This window comes from Methylobacterium sp. V23 (genome assembly GCF_002917135.1).
In the GTDB taxonomy this organism is placed as follows: domain Bacteria; phylum Pseudomonadota; class Alphaproteobacteria; order Rhizobiales; family Beijerinckiaceae; genus Methylobacterium.
This window is the reverse complement of sequence record NZ_PDHT01000003.1, coordinates 35,857-60,728: the sequence shown is the minus strand read 5'-3', so window position 1 is coordinate 60,728 and position 24,872 is coordinate 35,857. Positions and strand designations below refer to the sequence as shown.

Annotated in this window: 23 protein-coding genes; 3 read left to right on the top strand and 20 right to left on the bottom strand. The window is 67.6% G+C overall.

Annotated elements, in window-relative coordinates; all coding sequences use genetic code 11:
- The first annotated feature begins 71 nt into the window (after positions 1–71).
- On the top strand, positions 72–1,364 hold the full coding sequence (locus tag CRT23_RS04810; RefSeq protein WP_244477295.1) for a hemolysin family protein: 1,293 nt from the start codon (positions 72–74) through the stop codon (positions 1,362–1,364).
- A gap of 903 nt (positions 1,365–2,267) precedes the next feature.
- Here the strand turns inward: CRT23_RS04810 and CRT23_RS04805 are convergent.
- Together CRT23_RS04805 and argC are read right to left on the bottom strand one after the other, a co-directional pair.
- The gene (locus CRT23_RS04805) at positions 2,268–2,801 is read right to left on the bottom strand and encodes a MucR family transcriptional regulator (protein WP_055952162.1); all 534 of its coding nucleotides are present in this window, start codon (positions 2,799–2,801) and stop codon (positions 2,268–2,270) included.
- A gap of 825 nt (positions 2,802–3,626) precedes the next feature.
- Complete coding sequence (gene argC, locus CRT23_RS04800; RefSeq protein WP_103708819.1) at positions 3,627–4,565, bottom strand: N-acetyl-gamma-glutamyl-phosphate reductase; 939 nt, start codon at positions 4,563–4,565, stop codon at positions 3,627–3,629.
- A 246-nt stretch (positions 4,566–4,811) separates the two neighbouring features.
- On the opposite strand from argC, the gene CRT23_RS04795 reads away from it, so the two are divergent.
- Positions 4,812–5,315: a hypothetical protein gene (locus CRT23_RS04795; protein ID WP_103708818.1), complete on the top strand. Its 504-nt coding sequence runs from the start codon at positions 4,812–4,814 to the stop codon at positions 5,313–5,315.
- Positions 5,316–5,319: 4 nt separating this feature from the next.
- Here CRT23_RS04795 and CRT23_RS04790 read toward each other — a convergent pair whose 3' ends face one another.
- The 6 genes from CRT23_RS04790 to CRT23_RS04765 form a co-directional block, all read right to left on the bottom strand.
- A complete protein-coding gene (locus CRT23_RS04790) occupies positions 5,320–5,571 on the bottom strand; it encodes a hypothetical protein (protein ID WP_103708817.1) in 252 nt (83 codons plus the stop codon).
- A gap of 78 nt (positions 5,572–5,649) precedes the next feature.
- The gene (rpsI, locus tag CRT23_RS04785; RefSeq protein ID WP_055952176.1) at positions 5,650–6,129 is read right to left on the bottom strand and encodes a 30S ribosomal protein S9; all 480 of its coding nucleotides are present in this window, start codon (positions 6,127–6,129) and stop codon (positions 5,650–5,652) included.
- Positions 6,130–6,131: 2 nt separating this feature from the next.
- Positions 6,132–6,593 (bottom strand): 50S ribosomal protein L13, encoded by a 462-nt coding sequence (gene rplM, locus CRT23_RS04780; protein WP_055952181.1) that lies wholly within the window; start codon positions 6,591–6,593, stop codon positions 6,132–6,134.
- A gap of 362 nt (positions 6,594–6,955) precedes the next feature.
- Positions 6,956–7,465: a ferritin-like domain-containing protein gene (locus CRT23_RS04775; RefSeq protein ID WP_055952184.1), complete on the bottom strand. Its 510-nt coding sequence runs from the start codon at positions 7,463–7,465 to the stop codon at positions 6,956–6,958.
- A gap of 180 nt (positions 7,466–7,645) precedes the next feature.
- On the bottom strand, positions 7,646–7,846 hold the full coding sequence (locus CRT23_RS04770) for a hypothetical protein (protein WP_103708816.1): 201 nt from the start codon (positions 7,844–7,846) through the stop codon (positions 7,646–7,648).
- Positions 7,847–8,407: 561 nt separating this feature from the next.
- A complete protein-coding gene (locus CRT23_RS04765) occupies positions 8,408–10,375 on the bottom strand; it encodes an oligopeptide transporter, OPT family (RefSeq protein WP_245435971.1) in 1,968 nt (655 codons plus the stop codon).
- Positions 10,376–10,862: 487 nt separating this feature from the next.
- On the opposite strand from CRT23_RS04765, the gene CRT23_RS04760 reads away from it, so the two are divergent.
- Positions 10,863–11,093: a hypothetical protein gene (locus CRT23_RS04760; RefSeq protein WP_103708814.1), complete on the top strand. Its 231-nt coding sequence runs from the start codon at positions 10,863–10,865 to the stop codon at positions 11,091–11,093.
- Between the two features lie 29 nt (positions 11,094–11,122).
- On the opposite strand, the gene CRT23_RS04755 is transcribed toward CRT23_RS04760, so the two are convergent.
- The 12 genes from CRT23_RS04755 to CRT23_RS04700 form a co-directional block, all read right to left on the bottom strand.
- Entirely contained in the window at positions 11,123–11,605 is a 483-nt protein-coding gene (locus CRT23_RS04755) for a PTS sugar transporter subunit IIA (protein ID WP_103708920.1), read from the bottom strand.
- Between the two features lie 14 nt (positions 11,606–11,619).
- Entirely contained in the window at positions 11,620–12,321 is a 702-nt protein-coding gene (locus CRT23_RS04750; protein ID WP_103708813.1) for a response regulator transcription factor, read from the bottom strand.
- A 38-nt stretch (positions 12,322–12,359) separates the two neighbouring features.
- Complete coding sequence (locus CRT23_RS04745) at positions 12,360–15,095, bottom strand: sensor histidine kinase KdpD (RefSeq protein WP_103708812.1); 2,736 nt, start codon at positions 15,093–15,095, stop codon at positions 12,360–12,362.
- Positions 15,096–15,131: 36 nt separating this feature from the next.
- The gene (locus tag CRT23_RS04740) at positions 15,132–15,737 is read right to left on the bottom strand and encodes a K(+)-transporting ATPase subunit C (protein ID WP_103708811.1); all 606 of its coding nucleotides are present in this window, start codon (positions 15,735–15,737) and stop codon (positions 15,132–15,134) included.
- 34 nt (positions 15,738–15,771) lie between these two features.
- Positions 15,772–17,862 (bottom strand): potassium-transporting ATPase subunit KdpB, encoded by a 2,091-nt coding sequence (gene kdpB / locus CRT23_RS04735; RefSeq protein ID WP_103708810.1) that lies wholly within the window; start codon positions 17,860–17,862, stop codon positions 15,772–15,774.
- 64 nt (positions 17,863–17,926) lie between these two features.
- On the bottom strand, positions 17,927–18,130 hold the full coding sequence (locus tag CRT23_RS04730) for a hypothetical protein (protein ID WP_103708809.1): 204 nt from the start codon (positions 18,128–18,130) through the stop codon (positions 17,927–17,929).
- Between the two features lie 3 nt (positions 18,131–18,133).
- A complete protein-coding gene (kdpA, locus tag CRT23_RS04725; RefSeq protein ID WP_103708808.1) occupies positions 18,134–19,849 on the bottom strand; it encodes a potassium-transporting ATPase subunit KdpA in 1,716 nt (571 codons plus the stop codon).
- 35 nt (positions 19,850–19,884) lie between these two features.
- Positions 19,885–19,974 carry a K(+)-transporting ATPase subunit F gene (locus CRT23_RS04720; protein WP_056473541.1) on the bottom strand — a complete coding sequence of 30 codons (90 nt, stop codon included), beginning with the start codon at positions 19,972–19,974 and terminating at the stop codon, positions 19,885–19,887.
- Positions 19,975–20,224: 250 nt separating this feature from the next.
- A complete protein-coding gene (locus CRT23_RS04715) occupies positions 20,225–21,268 on the bottom strand; it encodes an amidohydrolase family protein (protein ID WP_103708919.1) in 1,044 nt (347 codons plus the stop codon).
- A gap of 148 nt (positions 21,269–21,416) precedes the next feature.
- Positions 21,417–22,694, bottom strand: a complete 1,278-nt coding sequence (locus CRT23_RS04710; RefSeq protein WP_103708807.1) for an amidohydrolase/deacetylase family metallohydrolase — start codon at positions 22,692–22,694, stop codon at positions 21,417–21,419.
- A 360-nt stretch (positions 22,695–23,054) separates the two neighbouring features.
- Positions 23,055–23,726 carry a metallophosphoesterase family protein gene (locus CRT23_RS04705; protein WP_103708806.1) on the bottom strand — a complete coding sequence of 224 codons (672 nt, stop codon included), beginning with the start codon at positions 23,724–23,726 and terminating at the stop codon, positions 23,055–23,057.
- A 139-nt stretch (positions 23,727–23,865) separates the two neighbouring features.
- Entirely contained in the window at positions 23,866–24,828 is a 963-nt protein-coding gene (locus CRT23_RS04700; RefSeq protein ID WP_055952220.1) for a type II secretion system F family protein, read from the bottom strand.
- Positions 24,829–24,872: the final 44 nt, after the last annotated feature.

Genomic DNA, 24,872 nt, shown 5'->3' with positions numbered 1-24,872 from the left:
GCCCGGTACGCGCGTTGCTGGTAGAGATCCGGCGCTGACCAGGGGAGACGACGATTTCCGACGATGTATGGGTGACCGGCCTGGGCCTCCTCGCCGTTTTTGCCCTCGTGCTCGCCAATGGGTTCTTCGTGGCGGCCGAATTTGCCCTCGTCTCCGTGCGCAAGAGCCGGGTCGCCGAACTGGTTTCCGAGCGACGGACCAATGCCCGATCTCTCCAGCGCGCAACGGATCAGCTCGACGCCTATCTGGCCGCGACGCAGCTCGGCATCACGATCTCATCCCTGGCCCTCGGTTGGGTCGGTGAACCGGCCCTCGCGCACATCATCGTGCCGGCGCTCAGCTTCCTGCCGGATCCCGTCGGGACCACGGCAGCCCACACCATCGCGGTCGTCATCTCGTTCGTCATCATTACGGCGATGCACATCGTCCTGGGCGAGCTCGCCCCGAAGAGCCTCGCGCTTCAGCGCAGTGAACGAACGTCCCTCGCGGTGGTCCGGCCCCTGGGCGTCTTCCTCTTCGTGTTCCGCCCGGCGATCCTCTTCCTCAACGGCCTCGGAAACGGCGTCGTCCGGATGTTCGGCCTGCAGACGGGCCACGGCGAGGGCTCACTGCACTCCACCGCCGAGCTGAATCTCCTCGTCCAGGCGAGCCAGGAAGCGGGTCTGATCCGGGAGGCGCAACAGGAGGCGGTACAACGCATCTTCTCCATCGGCGAGCGTCGCGTGCGGGACATCATGACCCCGCGCCACGAAGTCGAGTGGGTCGATGCCGACGAGGAGCCGGAGGCGATCCTGAAATCCGTGCGCGAATGCGATCACGCTCAGCTGGTGGTGAGCCGCAGCGAAGTCGACGAGATCGTCGGCGTCGTCCGCAAGCAGGACCTGCTCAACCAGTTGCTTGACGGCAAACCGGTCAACGTCCTGGCCGTGACCCAGCCGCCGATCGTCGTGCACGAGAGCATGTCGATCCTCGCCGTGTTGGAGACCTTCCAGGCCAAGCCCGTGCGGATGGCGGTGGTGGTCGACGAGTACGGCAGCCTCGAGGGAATCGTGACCCAGACCGATCTCCTGGAAGCGATCGCTGGAAACATCCCCGAGGTCGGCGACGAACCGAGCGTCATTGAGCGAGAGGATGGATCGCTCCTCATCGATGGCATGATGCCGGCCTCCCAGGCCTTCGATCGACTCGCCTTCGCCGAACACCCCGATTCAGATGATTTCACGACGCTGGCCGGCTTCGTGATCTTCCGCCTCGGACGAATCCCCGGGACGGGCGACCACTTCGAATCCCACGGCTGGCGTTTCGAGGTGGTCGATATGGACGGGCGCCGCATCGACAAGGTTCTGGCGACCCCCCTGTCCTAAGGATCGGGTGGCTCAGGCGGCCGCCGCGCACGGTCGACGGATATCCGTGGATCCGGGAGCGGACCGCCGGACACCCAGCAAGCCGCAGTGACGTCCGAGTGCCGCCTTTCCGAGAAGGCCCCGGTGGATTTGCCGCTCGCGTGAGCGACCGTCAGGCGCCCGCCCGAGGCGTCCGAACGAAACGCGGATCGTGCGCGGTCTCCCGCTCAGATCGAGAAGACCCAGGCTCGGTGCGCAGGCAGCGCTCGGACCGAAGGCCGATCGACGACGACAAGACCCGAGCAGCGTTGGGGGAGCTAAACCGCCACGCTGAGCCCCACACCGGCGCGAGCAGGACACCGGTGGACTCTCCGCCCGACCCGCGAAACGAAACCGGGAGAGCGCCCGTTCAGAACCCGACTCCAGGCGAACGAGATGGCTGAAGGACAGAACGCGTACCTCGCCATCGCGAGACTACGGCGCCCTCAGCGCTCCGCGACCCATGCGGATGAGCCCTGCGGACGATAGACGAAGGCGCACGCGGGTGAGCGCGCAGAAGCGGCGTGACAGCAGGATTGTCGGTGGTTTTGTCGGGGCGGAGCGGAGTGCTTCCTGCATGACGCCACAGCAAAGCTGCAGCGGGCCGATGACGGCGCAGCACACGCCAACCGACCAAGTGCCAATGATCAGCTTCTGGAAACCAGACAGACCCGTGCCGCGGCAATGCGGCTGCAGCACCATGCCTGAGATGGGTGGACGAGCGATCACTCACTCAAGACACACCCGCATCGGAACGGCTGACAACGTAAGCGTCGACGCAAGTGTTGCCGAACGGGTGTCACCCCGAACGACGTACACCCTGCATCGAAAGCAATCTTGAAAGTGGCCTGCACGCACCTGGATACGTGCAGACCTGGTAGAAACTTAGGCGTCGGCCTTCTTGCGCGGGCCGCGACGCTTCTTCTCTGCCTGCGGAGCCTCGGTGGCCGCCTCCTCGGGCGGCGCAGCGGACACGGTCTCCTCCGGTGCGGTCTTGGCCACGCCCTTCCGGCGCTGCTGACCAAGGCCGAGGGCGCGCGCCAACTCGGAACGCTGCTCCGAGTAGCTTGCCGAGGTCATCGGATAGTCGGGCGCCAGGCCCCACTTGGCGCGATACTGCTCCGGCGTCAGGCCACGCAGGGTCAGGTGGCGGCGCAGCGTCTTGTACTGCTTTCCGTCCTCGAAGCTGATCAGATAGTCCGGCGTGATCGAGCGGCGGATCTCCTGGGGCGTCGCCTTGGGCGGCCCGGCCTCGGCCGCCGGCGTGCCGCTGGCAGTGACGCCACGGATCGCCTCATGCACATCACTGAGCAGCTTAGGAAGCTCCGCGCTCTGTACATGATTGTTGCTAACGTAGGCCGAGACGATGTCGGCGGCCAGGGTGATGAGTCGAGCTGCGTCGTTGTCTGTTTCGGTCATGTTTGGTGGCCAATCTGCATAAGTGCCGATGTTGTCTTGAAGCGTAGGCTGAGATCTTTTTGCAAGCAAGATGATACATCACAGGATCAGCGATTTTTCATCCTGTCTGTGTGGATCACTTATCAATTTTTCGCGTATCGCCTGCAGAGTTTGAAACAGTCGCGTTCCAGTTGCCCAACAAGACCGTCACCGATCGTGCAGGTGTGGAAATTTATGGGTGATTCAGAGAACGATGCTGGAAAAACCACCTCGTTAGCGCAGCGAGATCAGCCCTGAACCAAATCCGCTCTTCCAATCGACCGTCATGCCTGGCGCGACCGCCATCGGAGGCTTCACCCAAACGGACCGAAGGAACGTCGCGCCTCTTCATGAGCATCAAATGCTGCCTCGATCGCCTCCGACTAGATTCGGGCCGATCATCGGACATAACATTGCGTTCGATAGAACAATTTTATGGTGTTCGCAATGAATGGACGAGAGTTCGTACAGCATCAGTGAGAAATGCTTGGGGAAGGCGGCACGAGCGCTCTGACCGGAGGTCATTGGCGAGGAAGCTGGGTCGCCATTTTCTGGTTTGCCCATAGCTCATCTTTGCGAACGCCTCTGCGATCGCGATGGGAGGAGAACCGAGCTATGATTTGTGAGACGTTTCGTCGATCAAGGCTTCGGTACAGCGTCGCGCCGCTCAGTGCAGGGACGTCTGTCAGTGCTCGATCGCGGTGTCGACACACGCACGCATCACGTGTTGGGCAGGGCCCCCTCGACGGACCGTCCCATATCGGAGAGCACCCCCACCGAACAGGGCGGGGGCGCAGGCGCGGGTGATCAGTCGAGCCCAAGCATCAGGGTGATATTTTGTACGGCAGCCCCCGATGCGCCCTTCCCAAGATTGTCGAGGCGCGCGACGAGGACCGCTTGACGAGACGCGTCTTTGCCAAAGACCCGTAATTCGAGCCGGTCGGTGTCGTTGAGGGCTTCCGGCTCGATCCGCTCCTCTTCAGCGGCGGGGATCACTCGGACGAGATCCTGTCCCTCGTAATAGGCACGCAGAACGTTCTCGAGATCCGCGACGGTCGGTGAGCCCGGCAAGGTATCGAGGTGGAGCGGCACGCTCACCAGCATGCCCTGCCGGAAGTTTCCGACCGACGGGATGAAGATCGGGCGACGCGTCAGGGCGGAATAAGTCTGGGTCTCGGGCAGGTGCTTGTGGCCGAGACCGAGACCGTACAGCAGGAAGGGCTCCCCCTGGCCTGCCTCGTAAGTCTCGATCATAGACTTGCCGCCACCACTGTAGCCGCTGACCGCGTTGATGCTGATCGGGTAGTCCGACGGAATCAGACCGGCCTCCACCAGGGGGCGGAGCAGGGCGATGGCGCCGGTCGGGTAGCAGCCGGGATTGGCCACGCGCCGGGCCTCCCGGATTGCCTGCGCCTGGGCCGGTGCGAGTTCAGCAAAGCCGTAGACCCAGGACGGATCGACCCGGTGGGCCGTGCTGGCGTCGAGGATGCGGGGGCCGCCGCCCGGCAAGGTGTCGGCGAGGGCCACGGTCTCCTTGGCGGCGGCATCGGGAAGGCACAGTACGACGAGGTCGACCGCCTGCAGGAGCTCGCGCTTGACTGCGATATCCTTGCGGCTCTCATGCGGAATGCTCTTCAGGGCGACGCGACCGTCGCGCTCGAGGCGCTCGCGGATCCCGAGACCGGTGGTCCCTGCCTCGCCGTCGATGAAGACCGTGGGCTTCCGCCCGGCACCGTTCTCGCTCATGGACACCTGACATCCTTTTCGGCGGATCGACGAAGACGCATCCCGCATCGACCCGTGCGCGCCACGTGGCCGGGACGCTTCCTCAAGTCAATGTCTTCGCGATGCACGAATAAGGCCTGATGACGCTCGATCAAGCCTGTGTATCGTTTCCGCTCGCCTGGAACGGCGCCGTTGACTGGCCGGTTATGGCCCGAAGAGAGCTGCAACACAGACCTGCAGCACAGACCCGCAAATGAGGAACAGCGGATGTCAGCCAGCGCGGAGAAGACTGATCCCAAGCTCTGGGAGAAGGTGAAGAAGGAAGTCACGGCCTCCGACAAGGGCGGCAAACCGGGGCAGTGGTCGGCACGCAAGGCCCAGGCGGCGACCAAGGCCTACAAGGATGCCGGCGGCGGCTACGAGGGCAAGAAGACGGACGACAACCACCTGAAGCAGTGGACCGAGGAAGAGTGGGACACCAAGTCCGGCAAGAAGAGCGGCGAGACCGGTGAGCGTTACCTGCCCAAGAAGGCCCGCGAGTCGGTGTCAAAATCCGAATACGATCGTTCGACGAAGAAGAAGCGCTCCGATTCGGCCAAGGGCAAGCAGTTCTCGAAGCAGCCCGCCGACGTCGCGAAGAAGACCGCCGCCGCGCGCAAATCCGGCTCCGGGACGACGAAGGCCGACCTGCTGAAGGCGGCGCGCGCGAAAGACATCCCGGGACGCTCCAAGATGTCGAAGGGCGAACTCGAGCGCGCCCTTCACGCCTGACCGGTCAGGCGGTCAGCATACCCCAGGAGGGCTTCCACAGGTCCTGCGGGTCGATCACCACGATCTCGCGGTCGCTCTCGTTGGCGAGATGGACCGCGATGCCGAAGGCCTGGGCGATGGGAAGCGCGCCGGTGGTGCTGAAGAGGCGACCATCGGCGAGCTTCACTTCCCCCGTCGTCGCGCCGTCCGCTTGCGCGAGACAGAGAGTCACTGCGGAAGCGTCGGGTTCGGTGACGCGTCGGAAGGGCTTCGCCATGGGAACTCGTCTCTCTGCAGCCGAAAAAGGAAAGGGCGGCCGAAGCCGCCCTGTCCAGACATAGATCGAAGGAGGCGCTCAGCGCTTCGAGAACTGGAAGCTGCGGCGGGCCTTCTTGCGGCCGTACTTCTTGCGCTCGACGACGCGGCTGTCGCGGGTGAGGAAGCCCTCACGCTTCAGCGGCGAACGCAGCTCCGGCTCGTAGTAGGTCAGCGCCTTCGACAGGCCGTGGCGCACGGCGCCCGCCTGACCCGAGAGACCACCGCCATGCACCGTGACGGTGATGTCGTACTGGTCGACGCGGTTTGCGATCTGCAGGGGCTGGCGCAGGATCATGCGCAGGACCGGGCGGGCGAAGTACGTCTCGACGGCGCGACCGTTGACGACGACCTTGCCGGTGCCCGGCTTGATCCAGACGCGGGCCACCGCGTCCTTGCGCTTGCCGGTGGCATAGGCGCGACCCTGGGCGTCGAGCTTCTGCACGTGGACCGGGGCGGCGTTCTCCGGCGACTCCACGTTCGCGCGGTTCAGGTCGGAGAGGGACTGAAGGGTCGCCATGATCAAGCGCTCACGTTCTTGCGGTTGAGGCTGCCGACGTCGAGCGCCTGCGGCTGCTGGGCGGTGTGGGGATGCTCGGAGCCCTTGTAGACCCGGAGATTGCCCATGATCTGGCGGAAGAGCGGGCCGCGCGGGAGCATGCGCTCCACGGCCTTCTCCACGACGCGCTCGGGGAAGCGACCGTCGAGGATGAACTTGGCCGTGCGCTCCTTGATGCCGCCCGGGTAGCCGGTGTGGTGGTAGTACACCTTCTGCTCGCGCTTGCGGCCGGTGAACTTCACCTTCTCGGCGTTGATGACGATGACGTTGTCGCCGCAATCGACGTGGGGCGTGTACGCGGCCTTGTGCTTGCCGCGCAGGCGCATGGCGACGATGGAGGCGAGCCGGCCGACGACCAGGCCCTCCGCATCGACGATGATCCACTTCTTGTCGACGTCGGCGGGCTTCAGAGAAAAGGTCTTCATCCCGTGGCGTTCCGTATGGTGTCTGGACAAAACGATGCGCCGCCGCGTGCAGGACGCGACGGCGTTGCCGGCTCCATTAGGCCGACGGGTGTGTTTCGTCAAGCCGGAAAGGCACAGTTCGGCGCTGCGCGGACGCCAGAAAACGCAATCCTTTGAACCGTTTCGTGCCTACGGTATCCAGATACCGTAGGCACTTTCGAGGGTGTGGGATCGCGGCGTTTCCCGTATCGCGAGAGCCGACAATCGACCGAATCATCGACGGGATGACGCGGATGTCCTCCTCCGGACGCGCCCCGCGCCACCAGATCAGCGACCGTGCCGGGCGATCGGTACGCTCAGACGAGCGACCCGGCAGATCCGGATCAGCGATCGGCCTTGTCGCCGGCGGTGGTCAGTTCGACGTAGCGCAGGGTGGTCGGACGCACGAGTTCACGCACCTTGCGCGCCATCGCCTCTTCCTCGCGCAGGGATTGCTGGAATCCCGTGAGCGCCGTCTGCTGACCGGCCGCCTCCGCGATGGCGAGAAGCGACTCGTAGGCCGCGATCTCGAAGTTCTCGAAAGCGTGGTTGGCGTAGGCGTTCTTTAGAATCTCGTCCTGGGCGGGCGTATGCCCGAGCGCCATCATGTTTCCGACGAAGCCGAGCACACCTTCCTTGAGGGTCGAGGGGCTCTCCGAGAGGCTGTGCAGGGCTTCCTCCAGGCGGGTCCTCTGCCCGTGCGTCTCCTCGATGTGACGGCGCAGGGCCGCTTCCATCTCGGGGTAGCGCTGCAGGCGCTCGACCTGCCGCTCCATGATCTGAAGCGCCTGCATCTCGAGTGCATGCGTGTTCTTCAGAGCCGTCACATAGATTTCACGAGTCTCAATAGCCACGTTTCTTCTCTCCTGATCGGTAGCGAAGGGGTTCGCTGTCGTCACGAGAAGGTCTCCGTGCCGGGTCATGTTCCGGTGCAGCCTGCGACATCTCTGGGTGCTACGGCCGCGACATAGCAGCACCGAGGCACGCCGCTTCTGCGAGTTACTGACCTCAGGGGAAGCCGAGAACGGCCGGGCTCAGCGTCGCTTCACCTGTTCCAGTTCCGCCTCGGCGGCCAGCGCCCGAGCCTTCCACGCGTCGCGGTCGGCCTCGGCGGCCCGCGCCGCGGTCTCGGCTCGCTGCGCGCGCGCCGCCTGGGTCGCAGCCAGGGCCTGAGCCCGTTCGCGGGCACGGGTCTCACCCGCCATCTGCACCTTCAGGTCGCGGGGCGTGGCCATCGCGGCAATCCTTCATCCGGGTCCGTCGGGCTGCCTTCCCGCGCCGGCGACGCCGGGTCAAGGTCCACGGGACGGCCACGCCAAGCTGAGACGTTCATCGCATCAAAACACGGACGCGATCGCGCGGATCAACCGACGGCCAGGAACCGCCAAGGCACCGGCGTCGGCCAAACACAGAATCTGACGATGCCCGACACCGCTCCAGCGGCGCGAGGCGGAGCGTCGGCACGGCAACCCTGCAGGACAGGAAAGCGGGATCCCGCGCGAAGCACGAAGCCGGCACCACCTGTTCGTCGACGGGGTGAGCCCCCGGGGCGTCCGGGTGATCAGTCGCTCGCGTACCGGGTCAAGCCCCCGCGCGCCGGGCGTGCTCCGGCCACCAATCGCTGCGACCCGAGTCGATGCCGCCGCTCGGCCCGGCGCCGACAACGACACAGCCCAAACACGCCGTCGAAGGAGGGGGGAAGTGGGGGCGGGGAGACGGCGCCCCCCCGGTTGCAGGAGGGCATCGGACACCGCTCGGGCGCAGACAACCGATGAGACGGAGCGGGCGTGACAGTGTCAGGCCGGCGGTGCACGGGACACGAGGCGGAGGAAGCCGAGCGCGATCGCGGTGAAGACGACCGCCCCGAGGCCCGTCGCCACGGGCGCGAAACCCGGCCCGACCAGAACGAGCGACGAGCCCCGCCCGGCGAGCGTATCGGCCGCCGCCAGCAGCACGCCGACGATGCTCTCGCCCACGAGAAAGCCTGAGGCGATCAGGACCCCCCGTCGCCGCGCCAGGGTCTCGCCATCCCTGGCGGGCCGTGCGCGCAGGCGGCGCCGGGCGAGCCAACCGATGACGCCGCCGATGGCGATCGTCACGACGACCTCGAGGGGCAGGTAGATGCCGATGCCCACCGTCAGGGCCGGGAAGGACAGGTCCCGCCGTCGCAGGATCGCCTCCAGGGCCACGAACGCGACGCCGAGTCCGGCGCCGATCGCCACCATCGTCCAGGGCAACGCGCCGTGGATGATGCCGCTGGCGATCTGGGTCATCAGCGCGGCCTGCGGGGCCGGGAGGGCGTTGCCCGCCTCCATGTCGGGCCGGGGCAGGGCACCGGCGAATCCGTAGGCCTGGTAGAGCAGGGACAGCAGCGGCGCGATCACGAGGGCGCCCACGGTGACGCCGGCGATCAGCGCCACCTGCTGCCGCCAGGGCGTGGCATCGACGAGCTGACCGGTCTTCAGGTCCTGCAAGTTGTCGTTGGCGATCGAGGCGGTCGTGACCACGACGGCGGCGAGGAGCAGTGCCAGCCCGATGACGAAGCGGTCGCCCTCCGGCCCCGCCTCGCGGCCGATCAGCAACGGGATCATCACCGCGGTCACGAGGGTGGTGAGGATCCCGATGCCGGAGATCGGGCTGCTCGACGAACCGAGGAGACCCGCGAGGTAGCCGCAGGCGGCCGCCATCAGGAAGCCGAACAGCACCGCGAACAGCGTGGCAACCACCACCACGACGCCGTGCAGGCGACCGAGCTCGGCGCCCGCGGCGAAGATCCAGAACAGGCCGGCGAGGAGCAGGGCGAGGAGCAGCGTTCCGGCGGCGACCCAGGTGATGGGAAGATCCCGTTCCTGGCGCGGAATGTCCGCCCCGGTGCCGCCCTTGCGCGCACTGGCGAGGGCGGAGCGCAGGCTGCCGGCGATCTGGCGGCTCAGCTGGGCCACGGTCCAGAGCGCACCCACCGCGATGATGCCGGCGCCGACCAGCCGGACCTTCTCCGACCAGACGGCCTGCGCGGCACCGTCCCCGGCCCGGGCGGCCGCCGAACCCATCGCGGTGAGCACCGGCACGGCGATGCCCCAGGCGATGGCGACGCCGGTGAGGAGGGCGAGGCAGGCACCGATCCCGACCAGGTAGCCGACGCCGACGAGGGCGAGGGAAAAGCCGGTGCCGAGGCGAAACAGGGCCGAGCCCGCCGCCAGGGTCGTGTGCATGCCATCCGCCAATACCCGGAAGCCGGTGGTGGAGAGCCCAACGAGGCCGGCCAGGGCAGCCGCACCGATGAGCGGGCGCAGGCCACCGCGCTGGCTCTCATCGCCGGAGGTGTCGCCCGCCCGGAGCACCTCGGCCGCTGCCGTGCCTTCCGGGTAGGGCAGGCCCGCCCCCATCACCAGGGCGCGACGCAGCGGAATCGAATAGGCGATGCCGAGGAGCCCGCCGATCAGGCACAGTCCGGTGGTCTGCCAGTACGGAAAATCCGCCCAGTGACCGATGAGCACGAGGCCCGGCAGGACCAGGATGACGTTGCAGAGCGTTCCGGCCGCCGAGGCCTGGGTCTGGACGATGTTGTTCTCGTAGATGTTGCTGCCGCCGACCAACCGCAGAACGCCCATCGACAGCATCGCCGCCGGGATCGAGGTGGAGAACGTCACCCCGGTCTTCAGGCCCATGTAGAGGTTCGCCGTCATGAACACGACGGTGATCAGCGCGCCGAGCAGCAGCCCGCGCCAGGTCAGTTCGGATGCGTGCTGCGAGGCGCCCTTCACGAAGCCGCGTTCGGCGCGCCGCCCACCAGAGCGGGAGGACGGTTCGCGCGGCAAAGTCGATGCATGGGTCGGGAATCCTGTCGCCGCGGGGCCGGCGGCACATCCGAAGCCCTGTCCCGCCCCCGCATGGTGCGAAAGCCGGCGCGGCCTGCAAACCACATAGGTTATCGGAGTCCGGGGTCCCTGCCGGCTGCCCAGGGGATCGCGCGCGATCCTTGCGAGGTGGCAAAGGGGATCGCGCGCGATGTTTCGAAGGTGGCCAAGGGATCGCACGCGATCCTTGCGAGGTGGCCAGGGGATCGCACGCGATCCTTGCGAGGTGGCCAGGGGATCGCACGCGATCCTTGCGAGGCGGCGAAGCGCGCGCATGCGATCCTGATGCGACCCTCATGAAACGGCGCCGCCTTGCCGCTCGAACCCTCACGCGCCGCGGCGCAGATTCATCGGGCGGTCCGACACCTGGATCGCGCGAACCCCCGAGCCCTCCATGTCCCGTCCCCTACCGGTCACGCCCGACAGCCCGATCTCCGGCCCGGACACATCACGCTTCGTCATCGGCCGGGACGGGCGGGGCTGCTGGGTGGCCCTCGAGGTCCATGGCCGGGCCGGCGGCCTCTTCCGCACCTGCCAGGCGGCCCTGCACTACGCCGTCGAGGCGACGGCGCATCGGCCGGACAGCGTGAGGATCGCGGCGGATCGCATCGAACTTCGGATCTAAGGGGAGCGAACGGCGTTCGGAGCCGGGCCTCAGCCGCCGGCCCCGAACCCGTTCCCGCACAGGGCAGCGTGCAGGCCCGGTGCGTCGCGGGCGGCCCGCAGGGCCGAGGCCACGCCCGGATCGCGCAGCCGCCGGGCGATGCAGGCCAGCGCCGTCACCGAGGCGTCACGCGGGTCGACCGGTAGGAGCAGGAGCGCGACGAGATCCACGGGACGCTCATCGATGGCGTCGAAGTCGAGGGGATCGCGCAGGCGGGCCAGCAGCCCGTAGGGTCGTTCCAGGCCGTCGAGACGGGCATGGGGCAGGGCGATGCCGTACCCGATCCCGGTGGATCCGAGGCTCTCGCGCGCTGCCAGGGCTGCGCGGATCGGCGCCGTCTCCCGCCCGAGCCCGCGAGCCGCCCGGCGCGCCAGGTCTTCGAGAAGCGCCGCCTTGCCGGCCACGCGCAGGCCGCAGACGGCCCGCTCCGCCGGCAGGAGAGCGTTGAGGGTGGTCAGATCGTCGAGAGGCATCGGATCGTCGAACGTCATCGGATCGGGCCGCCCCCGTCGTCCGGCGCGCGCAGGCGGTAGCCCACCCCGGTCTCGGTGAGGAGGATGCGGGGGCGCTCGGGATCGGCCTCGAGCTTCTGACGGAGCTGGCGCATGTAGACCCGGAGATATTGCGGGTCGGACGAGGTCGAGACGGCGTTCATGAGCTGGGCGTGGGTCAAGGCCTTGCCGGCATGCTGCACCAGGACCCGGAGGAAGTCGTATTCCCGTGGCGTGAGCTTCACCTCCGCGCCGCGGACGCGGACGATGCGGCGCACGAGATCCACGCTGAGACCGTCGACCTCGAACAGGGGGCGCTCGCCTTGAACCGCCAACTGGTGACGCAGGGCCGTACGCAGACGCGCCAGGAGCTCGCCCATGCCGAACGGCTTGGTGACGTAGTCGTCCGCCCCGAGGTCGAGGGCCTCGACCTTGCCCGGCTCGTCGTCGCGACTCGACAGGACCACCACCGGCAGGTCGCGATGATCGTCCCGGATGCGACGCAGGAGGTCGTGCCCGCGCATGTCCGGCAGGCCGAGGTCGAGGATGATCAGGTCGATCGTCTCGCGGTTCAGGATCTCGAGGGCGGCGCGCGCGTTCGGCGCCTCGAAGATCGTGTAGCCCTGGGTCGCCAACCCCATGCGCAGGAGCTTGCGGATGGGGGGCTCGTCATCGACCACGAGGATGGCGAGGCTCATGCGGTGAAGCTCATGCGGTGAAGCTCATGCGGTGAAGCTCATGCAGCGAGGTCCGAAGCGGTGCCGCTCGCGGCGGGCACCGGCAACAGGAGGGTGAAGACGGCGCCACTGCGGTCCTGCCGGTTGCCCGCGGTGAGCGTCCCGCCCATCGCCTCGACGAAGCCGCGGGCGATGGCGAGGCCCAGCCCGGTCCCGGCCCGCACGGAGTCGCCCTTCCGGACGCGATAGAATTTGTCGAACACCCGCTCGCGCTCCGCCTCCGGCAGGCCGTCACCCGCGTCGATCACCTGGAGGCGGACCTGGGACGGTCCGCCGGCCTGACCCGAGACAACCTGCGCCGTCACCGTGACGGTCGAGCCGGCCGGGGCGTACTTGGCGGCATTGTCGAGGAGGTTGACGAGGACCTGCTCGAACAGGACCGGGTCGAGGCGCAGGGCCGGAAGGTCCGGCGCGAGCGCCAGCACGACCCGGTGCTCGGCCAGGATCGCGCCCAGGCGCCGCAGGGCGGTGTCGACGATCTCCGCCACGTCCTGCGCCGTCAGGTTCGCCGCGACCGCGCCGGCCTCGAGCCGGGTCATGTCGAGGAGGTTGACGATGAAGCGGTTCAGCCGCTCGGATTCGGCGATGATCGTCGCCAGGAGGTCACCCTTCGCCTCCCGGCCCAGGTCGGCCTCGAGGTCGCGCAGGGTCGTGGCGGCTCCGAGGACCGCGGACAGGGGTGTCCGCAGGTCATGGGAGATCGACGTCAGCAGGGCCTGGCGCAACCGGTCGGTCTCGGCATCGCGTTCCGCGCGCGCCAGATCCTCCACGAGCCGGACCCGTTCGATGGCGAGGGCCCCCATGTCGGCGAGGGCATCGAACAGCCGTCGATCCTCGGGGGTGAGGATCGGTCCGGTGCCGTCCGCGTCGAGGCCGATCACCCCGATGGGGCCGCGACCTGTTCGCGTCGGTATGAAAATACGACGCGCGCCGGGAAGCGTGTCGGCGCCGCGTCCCGCCGGCCGATCGTTCGCGAAGGCCCACTGGGCCGCGGCCAGATCCGCCGCGTCCAGGCGGTCTTCCGGAGGATATCCGGCCCGGACCGCCACCACGTCGCCCTCGGGCAGCAGCAGGACGACCCGTACGCGCAGCATCGCGGCGATCTGCGCCGAGGTCGCCCACAGGACGTCGTCGAGGGTACCGCAGGCGGAGAGCTTGCGGCTGAAGCCGTAGAGACGCTCCGTCGCCCTCGCCCGGCGCTGGCTGACCACGGCCACGGCCCGAGCCCGGGCGGCGAGGTTCGAGACCAGCACGGCTACCAGGGTGAACAGCAGGAACGCGGCGACGTTGGTCGGGTCGGCGATGGTCAGCGTGTAGACTGGCGGCAGGAAGAAGAAATTGTAGGCCAGCGAGGCGGCGACCACGGCGGACAGTGCCGGCCCCAGGCCGAAGCGTGCCGCAACCGCCACCACCGCGGTCAACAGGAACAGATCCGCGTTCTCGATCCCGAGATAGGGCTGGAGTCCGAGGGCTAAGCCGAGGCCCGCGAGGATGGCGAGGGCGGCGAAGCCGTAGCCGGCACCATCGACGGCGGGGCGGCCCGGGGCCGTCGCGACGGTCTTGGGAGAGGCCGGCAACGGCAGCGTTTCGCCGGGCACGACGTGGATGGTGATGGCGCCGCTCCGGCGCACGAGGTCGTGGACCACCGAACCGTTGAACAGCTCGAACAGCCAGGACCGCGTCGCCTTGCCGACGACGATATGGTTGACGTTGGCGCCGCGGGCATACGCCAGGAGGTCGTCCGCCACGCGCCGGCTGCCCGGCAGGGTCACGGCGTCGCCACCGAGCCGGTCGGCGAGGCGCAGCGCGTCGGCAATGCGATCGCGGTCCGCTTCGCTGAGCCCCAGGCTGCGCGTGCCCTCCACCGTCACGGCGGTCCACGGCGCATGCAGGCGGTCGGCCAGGCGCTTGGCCGAGCGGACGAGGCCGGCCGAGCGCGGATCCTCGCTCACGCAGACCATCACCCGCTCGCCGGCGCTCCAGGGCCCCGCGATGGCATGGGCCTGCATGTGGCTGAGGAGTTCGTCGTCGACCCGATCGGCTGTGCGCCGCAGGGCGAGTTCGCGCAGGGCCGTCAGGTTGCCGCGGGAGAAGTAGTGGCGCAGGGCGCGCTCCGCATTGGCGGGCACATAGACCTTGCCGGCCTTCAGGCGCTCGATCAGGTCGTCGGGGCTGAGGTCCACGACCTCGATATCGTCGGCCCGATCGAGGATGCCGTCCGGCACCGTCTCGCGCACCCGGATGCGGGTGATCTGCGCGACCACATCGTTCAGGCTCTCGACGTGCTGGATGTTGAGGGTAGCGTGCACGTCGATGCCGGCAGCGAGCAGCTCCTCGACATCCTGGTAGCGCTTGGGATGGCGCGAGCCCGGCGCATTGGTGTGAGCGAGTTCGTCGACCAGCGCCAGGGCCGGGCGCCGTGCCAGCAGGGCGTCCAGGTCCATCTCTTCGATGACGCTGTCATGGTAGGGAACCCGGCGGCGCGGAACGACCTCGAAGCCCTCGACCAGGGCCTCGGTCTCGCTGCGGCCGTGGCTTTCCACGACGCCGATCACCACGTCGGTGCCGGCCTTGAGCCGAGCCCGACCGATCGTGAGCATCTCGTAGGTCTTGCCGACACCGGGCGCGGCACCGAGGAAGACCTTGAGACGGCCCCGTCCCGCCTCGTCCCGGCGCGCGCGGTCGAGCAACGCGTCTGGCGAGGGGCGCTGACGCTCGCGGCCGTCCTCGCTCATCGATAGTCCTTCATGACCGATGTCCTTCGCAGCAGATTATTGCCGGAGGCGCGCGTCCAAAGCGAGGTTCAGCGCCAAGACATTCACGCGCGGCTCACCAAGAAGCCCGAAAGTCCGACCTTCGACCTGTGCGGCGACGAGATCGCGTACCCGGTCCGCGCTGACGCCCCGCGCACGGGCTACGCGCGGCACCTGGAACAGGGCGGCCTCGGGCGACAAGTCGGGATCAAGCCCGGATCCGCTGGCGGTGACGAGGTCGACCGGCACCATCGCGCCGGGGTTCTCGGCCCTCAGGGCGTCGAGATCGCCCTTTACCCGCTCCGCGAGAGCGGCGCTGGTCGGTCCGAGATTGGAACCGGCCGAGTTGGAGGCGTTGTAGGGCGCCGGCACGGTTTTTGAGGCATCGGCGGGATCGGCGGCCACCGTCGCCGAGGGGCGCCCGTGGAAGTAGCCCGGGCTGGCGAAGGACTGGCCGACCAGGCTGGAGCCGACGATCGTGCCGTCGCGGCGGACCAGACTGCCGGCGGCCTTGGCGGGAAAGATCGCGGCGGCGAGGCCGGTCATGGCCAGCGGATAGGCAAGGCCGGTGATGGCCGTCAGCGCGACGAAGAGGACGAGGGCGGGACGCAGGGACGCGAGCATTGGAGGCAACTCTTGTTTGGACCGGGGAGGGGGTTCAGGCGAGGTGCAGGGCGTTCACGGCGAGGTCGATCGCCTTGATGCCGACGAAGGGCACCAGGATGCCGCCGAGGCCGTAGATCAGAAGGTTGCGCCGCAGGAGTGCCGCGGCCCCCACCGCCCGGTATGAGACGCCCCGCAGGGCGAGCGGGATCAGCGTCACGATAATCAGGGCATTGAAGATGATCGCCGACAGGATCGCGCTCTGGGGCGAGGCGAGATTCATGACGTTCAGGGCCTGAAGCTGCGGGTAGAGCGTCAGGAACATCGCCGGGATGATGGCAAAGTACTTGGCCACATCATTGGCAATGGAGAACGTGGTCAGGGCCCCGCGGGTCATGAGCAACTGCTTGCCGATGCCGACGATCTCGATGAGCTTGGTCGGATCGGAGTCGAGGTCGACCATGTTGCCGGCCTCGCGGGCCGCCACCGTTCCGGTGTTCATGGCGACGCCGACGTCGGCCTGCGCCAGGGCGGGCGCGTCGTTGGTGCCGTCACCGCACATGGCCACGAGCTTGCCCTCCGCCTGCTCCCGGCGGATCAGGGCGAGCTTGTCCTCGGGCGTGGCCTGCGCCAGGAAATCGTCGACGCCAGCCTCGGCCGCGATGGCGGCCGCCGTCATGGGGTTGTCGCCGGTGATCATCACTGTGCGGATGCCCATGCGGCGGAGTTCGACGAAGCGCTCGCGGATGCCGCCCTTGACGATGTCCTTGAGGGACACGACGCCGAGGAGTTGCCCATCGCGGGCCACCGCCAAGGGCGTACCGCCGGCCTTCGCGATCGTCTCGGCAATGGCCCTGATCTCCGTCACCGCCTGCAAATCCTCGGCCGGTCGATAGGCGAGCGCCGCATTCGTGGCGCGGGACGCGATCGGCTGGCCACCAAGGGAAGCGATCACCGCCTCGACCGCGCCCTTGCGAATGGACCGTCCATCGAGGTCGACCCCCGACATTCGCGACTGCGCCGTGAAGGGCACGAAGGTGGCGTTCAGGCTGGCCATGTCGCGGGCCCGGATACCGTAGCGATCCTTGGCCAGCACCACGATCGAGCGGCCCTCGGGCGTCTCGTCGACGAGGGAGGCGAGTTGCGCCGCATCCGCGAGATCCTGCTCGTCGACCCCGCCGACCGGCCGGAATTCGGTCGCCTGACGGTTGCCGAGGGTGATGGTTCCGGTCTTGTCGAGGAGGAGGGTGTCGACGTCGCCCGCCGCCTCGACCGCGCGCCCCGACATCGCGAGCACGTTGAAGCGCACGAGACGATCCATGCCGGCGATGCCGATCGCCGAGAGGAGCGCGCCGATGGTGGTCGGGATGAGGGTGACGAACAGGGCGACCAGTACGACGAGGGGGATCGCGCCGCCGGCGTAGCTCGCAAAGCTCGGGATGCTCGCGACCGCGAAGACGAAGACGAGGGTCAGGCCGGCGAGCAGGATGTTGAGGGCGATCTCGTTCGGAGTCTTCTGCCGGGAGGCCCCCTCGACCAGGGCGATCATGCGGTCGACGAAGGTCGAGCCGGCCGCCGCCGTGATGCGCACGCGGATCACATCGGACAGGACCTGGGTTCCGCCCGTCACCGCCGACCGGTCCCCGCCCGACTCCCGGATCACCGGCGCGGACTCTCCGGTGATGGCCGCCTCGTTGACGGAGGCGACGCCCGCGATGACCTCGCCGTCGGAGGGGATCAGTTCGCCGGCCTCCACCAGGACGACGTCGCCGACCTTCAGGGAGGTACCGGGAACCGAGTCCCAGGTGTCACCCGAACCGGTCAGCCGCCTGGCGGTCATCTCGGTGCGGGTTCGGCGCAGGCTGTCGGCCTGCGCCTTGCCGCGGCCCTCGGCGAGGGCCTCTGCGAAGTTGGCGAAGATCAGCGTGAACCACAGCCACAGGATGATCTGACCGGAGAAGCCGAGTCCCGACGCGCCGGTCGCGAGATCACGGGCGAACAGCACGGTGGTGAGGACGGCGACGACCTCCACCACGAACATGACGGGATTGCGAATCATGAACCGGGGATCGAGCTTGCGGATCGAACCGATGAGGGCCGGGCCGACGAGGGCGGCGCTGAAGAGGGACGTGGTGGGGCGAGACATGATGCGAAGTTCCACGGAAGGTCGCGGGAAGGCCGGGCGCGGTGCGCCGGGTCCATGAGGTTGGTCAGGGCGCGAGAGCGCGGCTCGCGAACTCGGCGGCGAGCACCAGGGCGAGGGCACCCAGGAGGGTGACCCCCAGCACCGCCAGGATCAGGTCCGAGAGTCGGGCCGGCGGGGTCCCGGACAGCGGGCGAGGCGGGCGGGCGCCCGCTCGGAGTCCGTGCAGGTGGTGCCGCCGGCCACGGCGCGGTGGAAAGGCGGGTCGCATCGTTCAGCCGCCCGTGGCGAAGGTCTGGCCTGCCGTGCCCGCGAGGTGCTCGACGATCGGGCCGAGGGCGAGGGACGGGAAGAAGGTCAGGCCGCCAACGATCAGGATCACGCCGACCAGCATGCCGATGAACAGCACGCCATGGGTCGGCAGCGTCCCGGCGGACGCCGGCACGGTCTTCTTGGCCGCGAGGGCGCCCGCGATCGCCAGCGCGGGGATGATGACGAAGAACCGTCCCACCAGCATGCCGATCGCCAGCGTCGTGTTGTAGAAGGGTGTGTTGCCGCTGAGGCCGCCGAAGGCTGAGCCGTTGTTGGCTGCGGCTGAGGTGAAGGCGTAGAGGATCTCCGAAAACCCGTGCGGCCCGGCATTGGCGGGACCGGCGAGACCGGCGGCCACCACGGTGGCGAGGGCGGTGAAGCCCAGCATCATCAGCGGCAGGCACAAGATGGCAAGCATGGCCATCTTCACCTCCCGCGACTCGATCTTCTTGCCAAGATACTCAGGCGTCCGGCCGACCATGAGTCCGGCGACGAAGATCGCCACGATGACGAAGACCAGCATGCCGTAGAGACCCGCCCCGACGCCGCCGACGATGATCTCGCCGAGCTGCATGTTGATCATCGGGATCAGGCCGCCGAGAGCGGTAAAGCTGTCGTGCATCGCGTTGACCGCGCCGCAGGAGGCGGCAGTGGTCACCACCGCGAACAACGCCGAGGCGACGATGCCGAAGCGAAGCTCCTTGCCCTCCATGTTGCCGCCCGTGAACCCCATCCCATTCAGAACGGAGCTGCCCGCGGCCTCGCTGGCATAGGTGACGAGGACGCCGGCGAGAAACAGCACGCCCATGGCGCCGAGGATGGCCCAGCCCTGCCGCTCGTCGCCGACCATTCGGCCGAAGACGTTGGTCATCGCCGCGCCGAGGACGAAGATCGAAACCATCTGGAAGAAGTTGGACAGAGCGGTCGGATTTTCGAAGGGATGGGCCGCGTTGGCGTTGAAGAACCCGCCGCCGTTGGTACCGAGCATCTTGATGGCGACTTGGCTCGCCACGGGTCCGACCGCGATCGTCTGGGTGGTGCCTTCGAGGGTCGTGGCCTGGATGGAGGCGCCCAGGGTCTGCGGGATGCCCTGCGAGACCAGAACCAGGGTGTAGAGCACGCAGATCGGCAGCAGCACGTAGAGCGTGCAGCGGGTCAGATCGACCCAGAACGAGCCTACCGTCCGGGCCGAGGCCCGCGAGAAGCCCCGAACGAGGGCGAGGGCGAGGGCGATGCCGGTGGCCGCCGAGAGGAAATTCTGGTGCGTGAGGCCGAGCATCTGCGACAGGTAGGAGAGGGTGCTCTCGCCGCCGTAGTTCTGCCAATTGGTATTCGTCACGAAGCTCGCCGCGGTGTTGAAGGCGAGATCCGGCGCCACTGCGGCTTGCCCGGCCGGGTTCAGAGGCAGGACATCCTGCAGACGCAGAAGGCCGTAGAGCGCCGCGAAGCCGAGGGCGTGGAACGTCAGCATGGCGAGCCCGTAGCCGAGCCAGCTCTGTTCGCTCCGGGTATCGATGCCGGCGAGGCGATAGAGCCCGGTCTCGATGGGCCCGAGCATGGGCGAGAGCAGCGTGCGCTCGCCCTTGAAGACGCGGGTCATGTACCCGCCGAGCGGCCTGACGAGCGCCAGCACGGTCGCGCAGAACAGCGCGACCTGAATCCATCCGTTGATGGTCATGGAGGGGGTCCTTGGAAATCCGTCCGGAGAGCGCGTCAGAACCGCTCAGGGCGCACGAGGGCGTAGGTGAGGTAGCCGAGCAGCCCGAGGGTCACGAGGGCGCCGAAGGTGAGGTCGAGGGTCATGGCGGGGGATGCTCCTGGCGGCGCGCTCAGAGGCGTTCGCACAGCAGCGCGTATCCGGCTGCTAGGCCGAAAAAGGCGAGCCCTGCGGCGAGGAAGGCGATGTCCAGCATTCTGCGTCCGATCCTGTGCGGCGGATCGGCTGGGGTCGTTGCGACCGATCACGCTCGCCCGGATCATGGACGGGAACCGCGTTAGGGTTCGAGGGAGCGCTCGGCGCGATCTTATAAGGATGGTATGAGGATCTGAGCCTTCAGGGCGCCGAAGGCGCCAAGTCGAGCTTGGCCGCGAGGCGCGGATAGACCCGCAGGGCGTTGCCGGCATAGACCTTCGCGCGGTCCGTGTCGGAGAGCGCGGCCGCCTCGACGTAGCGCTTGGTGTCGTCGAAGGCGTGGCCGGTCTCGGGATCGATCCCGTTCACCGCGCCGACCATCTCCGACGCGAAGAGAATGTTGTCCGGGGGCACGACCTTTAGCAGAAGGTCGATTCCGGGTTGATGATAGACGCAGGTGTCGAAATAGACGTTGCGCAGCAGTTCCGTGAGTGGCGGACGCTTCAGGTCCTGCGCCAGCCCACGATAGCGCCCCCAGTGATACGGAACCGCACCACCCCCGTGCGGAATGACGAGGCGCAGGGTTGGGAAATCCTTGAACAGGTCCGAGGTGACGAACTGCATGAAGGCCGTGGTATCGCCGTTCATGTAATGCGCGCCGGTCGCATGGAAGTTGCGGTTGGCCGACGCGCTCACGTGCACCATGCCGGGAACGTCGAGCTCGACCATCTTTTCCCAGAGTGGATACCAGAAGCGATCCGAGAGGGGCGGATCGCTCCAGTGGCCACCGGACGGATCGGGGTTCACGTTGCAACCGACGAATCCCAGCTGGGTCACGCAGCGCTCGAGTTCCGCCGTGCAGTTCTGCGGCGAGACGCCCGGTGTCTGCGGCAGCTGGCAGACACCGACAAAGTTGCGCGGCATCAGGGTGACGACGCGGTGGATCATGTCGTTGGAGACGATCGACCAGTCGAGACTGGTCCGGGCATTGCCGATGTGGTGCCCCATGCCTCCCGCACGCGGCGAGAATAACGCGAGGGAAATGCCGCGCTCCGTCTGGAGTTTGATCTGGCGCTCGGCAACGCTCGCGCGGACCTCGTCGTCGCTGACCGTCAGCGCGAAAACCGAGGGTGACTGCGCAGGATCGTTGATGGCATCGATCTGGCGCTTGCGCCATGCCAGCATGGCCGGCGGCTCGGTGGTGTAGTGGCCGTGGCAATCGATCACCGGGCCGCGATAGGGCATACGCCCCGCGGTCTGCGCCGAGGCCGGCGGCGTTCCCGTCGCCGCTGCAGCCCCGAGGGCCGCCACCGCCCGCATGAAGCCGCGCCGCGGTAGGCAGCAGGCACAGGCCGCAGGGAGCGCGGCGTCGGAGGCTGCGATCATCACGACCTCACCGGACGGAGAAGGGGAGCTGATACGGGCGGCCGAACGGGACGCCATTGTTCACCGTCTGGACGGGCGAGAGGAAGCCCGTCCCGTTGCGGCGGTTGTTGCGGGTGTCGACCAGGGAGAGTGGCCGCTCGACCCATTCCATCACCGAGACGTCGCCGGGCGCACCCACCTGCAGGGTTCCGAGCTTGGCGTCCCGGTCGATGATGCGGGCGGGGGCCGCGGTCGCCATCGCGATGACCTGCTCCAGGCTGAAGCCCAGGGGCAGGAACTTGCTCATCACCAGGGGCAGGAACGGCATGCCCGGCGTGTTGCCGGAGACGACGTGCAAATCCGACGAAATCGTATCGGGCGGGGCTCCTTGCGCGATGGCCGCTTCCGCCACGGTGAAATCGAAGGAGCCGCCGCCATGGCCGATGTCGAAGACGACGCCACGCTGCTTGGCGGCAAGGGCCGCCGGCAGAAGCCTGCCGTCCTGAACGATATTCGTGAACTGCCCGGCCATGTTCGGCGCGCCCGAGTAGCAGTGCGTGAGGATGTCGCCCGGCCGAAGCAGATCGAGAATGCGGCTCATCAGGTCGGCGGTCTCGACGCCACCGATATGCACCATCACCCTGGCGGGGCGTCCTGACAATTCGCAGGCCTGGATCGCCCGGCGCAGGGGCTCGGCGCCATGCTTGAAGATGACGTTCTCGGACATCCGGACCTTCGCCCCAAGGACGAAGTCCGGATTCTCCGCGATGGCGAGCGCGCAGGCTTCCACCTGGGCATGGTCGATGTTGTAGAGTTCCGCGACCGGGAAAGCGGACAATCCGTGATTGGCGATGTGCACGAAGGCGAACATCCGCGTCCGGGTCTGCGCGGCAATGTGCCGGCGCAGCGCCGCGATGGTGTTCGCGCCGGCATCGCCAGCGGAGACCACCGTCGTCACCCCTGAGAACGGCACCGTTTCATCGGCCGGGATGCCGATCGCCGAGCCGTAGGGAAAGGTATGGGCGTGCAGGTCGACGAGGCCTGGCAGCACGAGTTTACCGGATGCGTCGATCGTCTGCTTGGCCCGATCCATCGGCAGACCCGCCGCGAGGGCAGCGATCCGTCCATGACGAATGCCGACGTCGCGCTTCCCGCGCAGGGACTGGCTCGGATCGATCACCTCACCGCCCCGTATGAGGAGGTCGAAGGGGCCGCTCGGGTCCGGCTCCGCCCAGGCCCCGGTCGTGGCGGCGAAACTCGTCGCGGCCGTACCAGCGAGCCAGGCGCGACGGGTTACCGCGTCCACGTCGTCATTCCGCGGATAAGGTCGCAGGGCCGGGCGAGGGCAGGACGGGACAGCCAATGGCGATCACGCGGGGCGAACGGGGCTTGGCACCACGACATCGCTTCGACTCCCTGACTTCGGCGCTCGTTGATCGGCTCCGATCTTCAGGATGCTAGAGGCTGACAGCCGTGATCGGCAATATCTTTCGCAGATGAACACGCGTCGGCTCAAAGAAATCGGTGAGCGAGGCTCGTCCACCGGACGACCTCCACGCGTTTGAGAGAAATTGGATCCAGATAAACGTCGCTCAGGCTCGCGCCAGCGCACAAGAATTTATGCAGATCTCTGTGCCAGCCTCATCAGCATTGAACAGGCGTTGACCTACCTGTCACGATCGACCTGCAGAAAGTCGATCGGCGGCCCGCGCGTCTCATCGAAGACGCCGGCGGTGAGGCTTCTGCCGTAGACGCATCCCGTGTCCAGATTGGTGCGGTAGGGCTGCCGGTCGGGTACCCCCTCCAGCTGCGGCGTGTGTCCGTGCACCACGTGCTTCCCGAAGTCGAAGGCCATGCCGAGAAACGGCTCTCGGATCCAGAGGTGGTTCCACATGTCGGGATCGACCCCGGTGCGCCCGGGGCGAAAGCCCGCATGAACGAAGTAGCGCAAGGCGTCCTCGTGGACGGTGGGCAGGGACGAGAGCCAGGTCAGCACGTCCCGCGGAAACGCCTCCGGGGCGGTGATGCCGAAGGCGCGGAGGGTCTGGCGGCCGCCGTTGCTCAGCCACGTGGAGGCCCCGTGCGCGTCGCGATAGGCCTCCAGCATCATCTGCTCGTGGTTCCCCATGAGGCAGGTGAGGGCACTGGGGGCATCGCGCTGAAGATGCCTGAGGATCTCGATCACCCGGGCGCTCTCGGGACCACGATCCACGTAGTCGCCCAGGCAGACGATGCGAGCCGGTCTCCCGGCCCGGTGCAGGTTGATCTGCTCCAGCAGCCGGAGCAACGCATCGGCGCACCCGTGGATGTCGCCGATCGCGTAGGTGAGGACGTTCATGCGAAGTCCGGTGACAGGGTCAGGGGCATGCCCGTCGCATGGCAGGAAACGGATGCGCTGAACATCCCCGCCTCGGATCGGCGCCGGGGTCGGCGCTTCGCGCGCGGGTCACCGGCCACGCGAATTTGATGGCCCGGTCCTAGCGAAAAATCTGGATCATCGCCGGGGTCAGGATGACGACGAACAGCACCGGCAGGAAGAACAGGATCATCGGCACCGTCAGCTTCGGCGGGAGGGCGGCAGCCTTCTTCTCGGCCTCGTTCATCCGCATGTCCCGGCTCTCCTGCGACAGCACGCGCAGGGCTTGGCCCACGGGCGTTCCGTAGCGCTCGGCCTGGATCAGCGCCGTCGTCACCGCCTTGATCTGATCGAGACCGATACGGTTGGCGAGGTTCTCGAAGGCGAGTCGCCGGTCCGGTAGATAAGACAGCTCGGCGGTCAGGACCGCGAGTTCCTCGGCAAGCACGATGGACTGCCCGACCACCTCGGTGCTGACGCGCCGGAACGCGTGCTCGACCGACATGCCGGATTCGACGCAGATCAGCGTCAGGTCGAGGGCGTCCGGCCAGGCGGCCCGAATCTCGGTCTGCCGCTTGTTTGCGCGATTGTGCAGGTACAATTCCGGGGCTTTGATGCCGAACAGCAGCACCCCGATCACGATCATCGTGCGGATGGCAAACGGCTGGTCGAGGACACCGAGAACGAAGAGGTAGAAGATCGCCACCAACGCGAGCACGATGGGCGTCACCATGCGGAAGAACAGGAAGCCCGTCTCGGCCCCGGGCGACCGATAGCCCGCCATCATCAGCTGCTTGCGGGCGGTCTCCGTCCCGAGCCAACGGCTGAGATTGAACTGCTCCACCACCCGTCTCATGTAGGCCTTGGGAGCGACCCGAAGAGTCGCCTTGGAGCTCATGCGCTCACGCTCCCGCCGGCGGATCTCCTCCCGCTCCTCACCGATCAGCTTGATCCGCTTGCCGAGGCGGTCGGGCTCCAGCATCGGCTGGAGCAGCGCAAAGGCGGTCGCAGCCGCCGCGATGGCGGCGAGGGCCGTGCCCAGGAAGCGCGGCTCGGTGACCTTGGCGGCGATGAGATCCAGCATGCGGTGTCTCCGTGCGATCCGACCGGACGAGGATTCGAATTCAG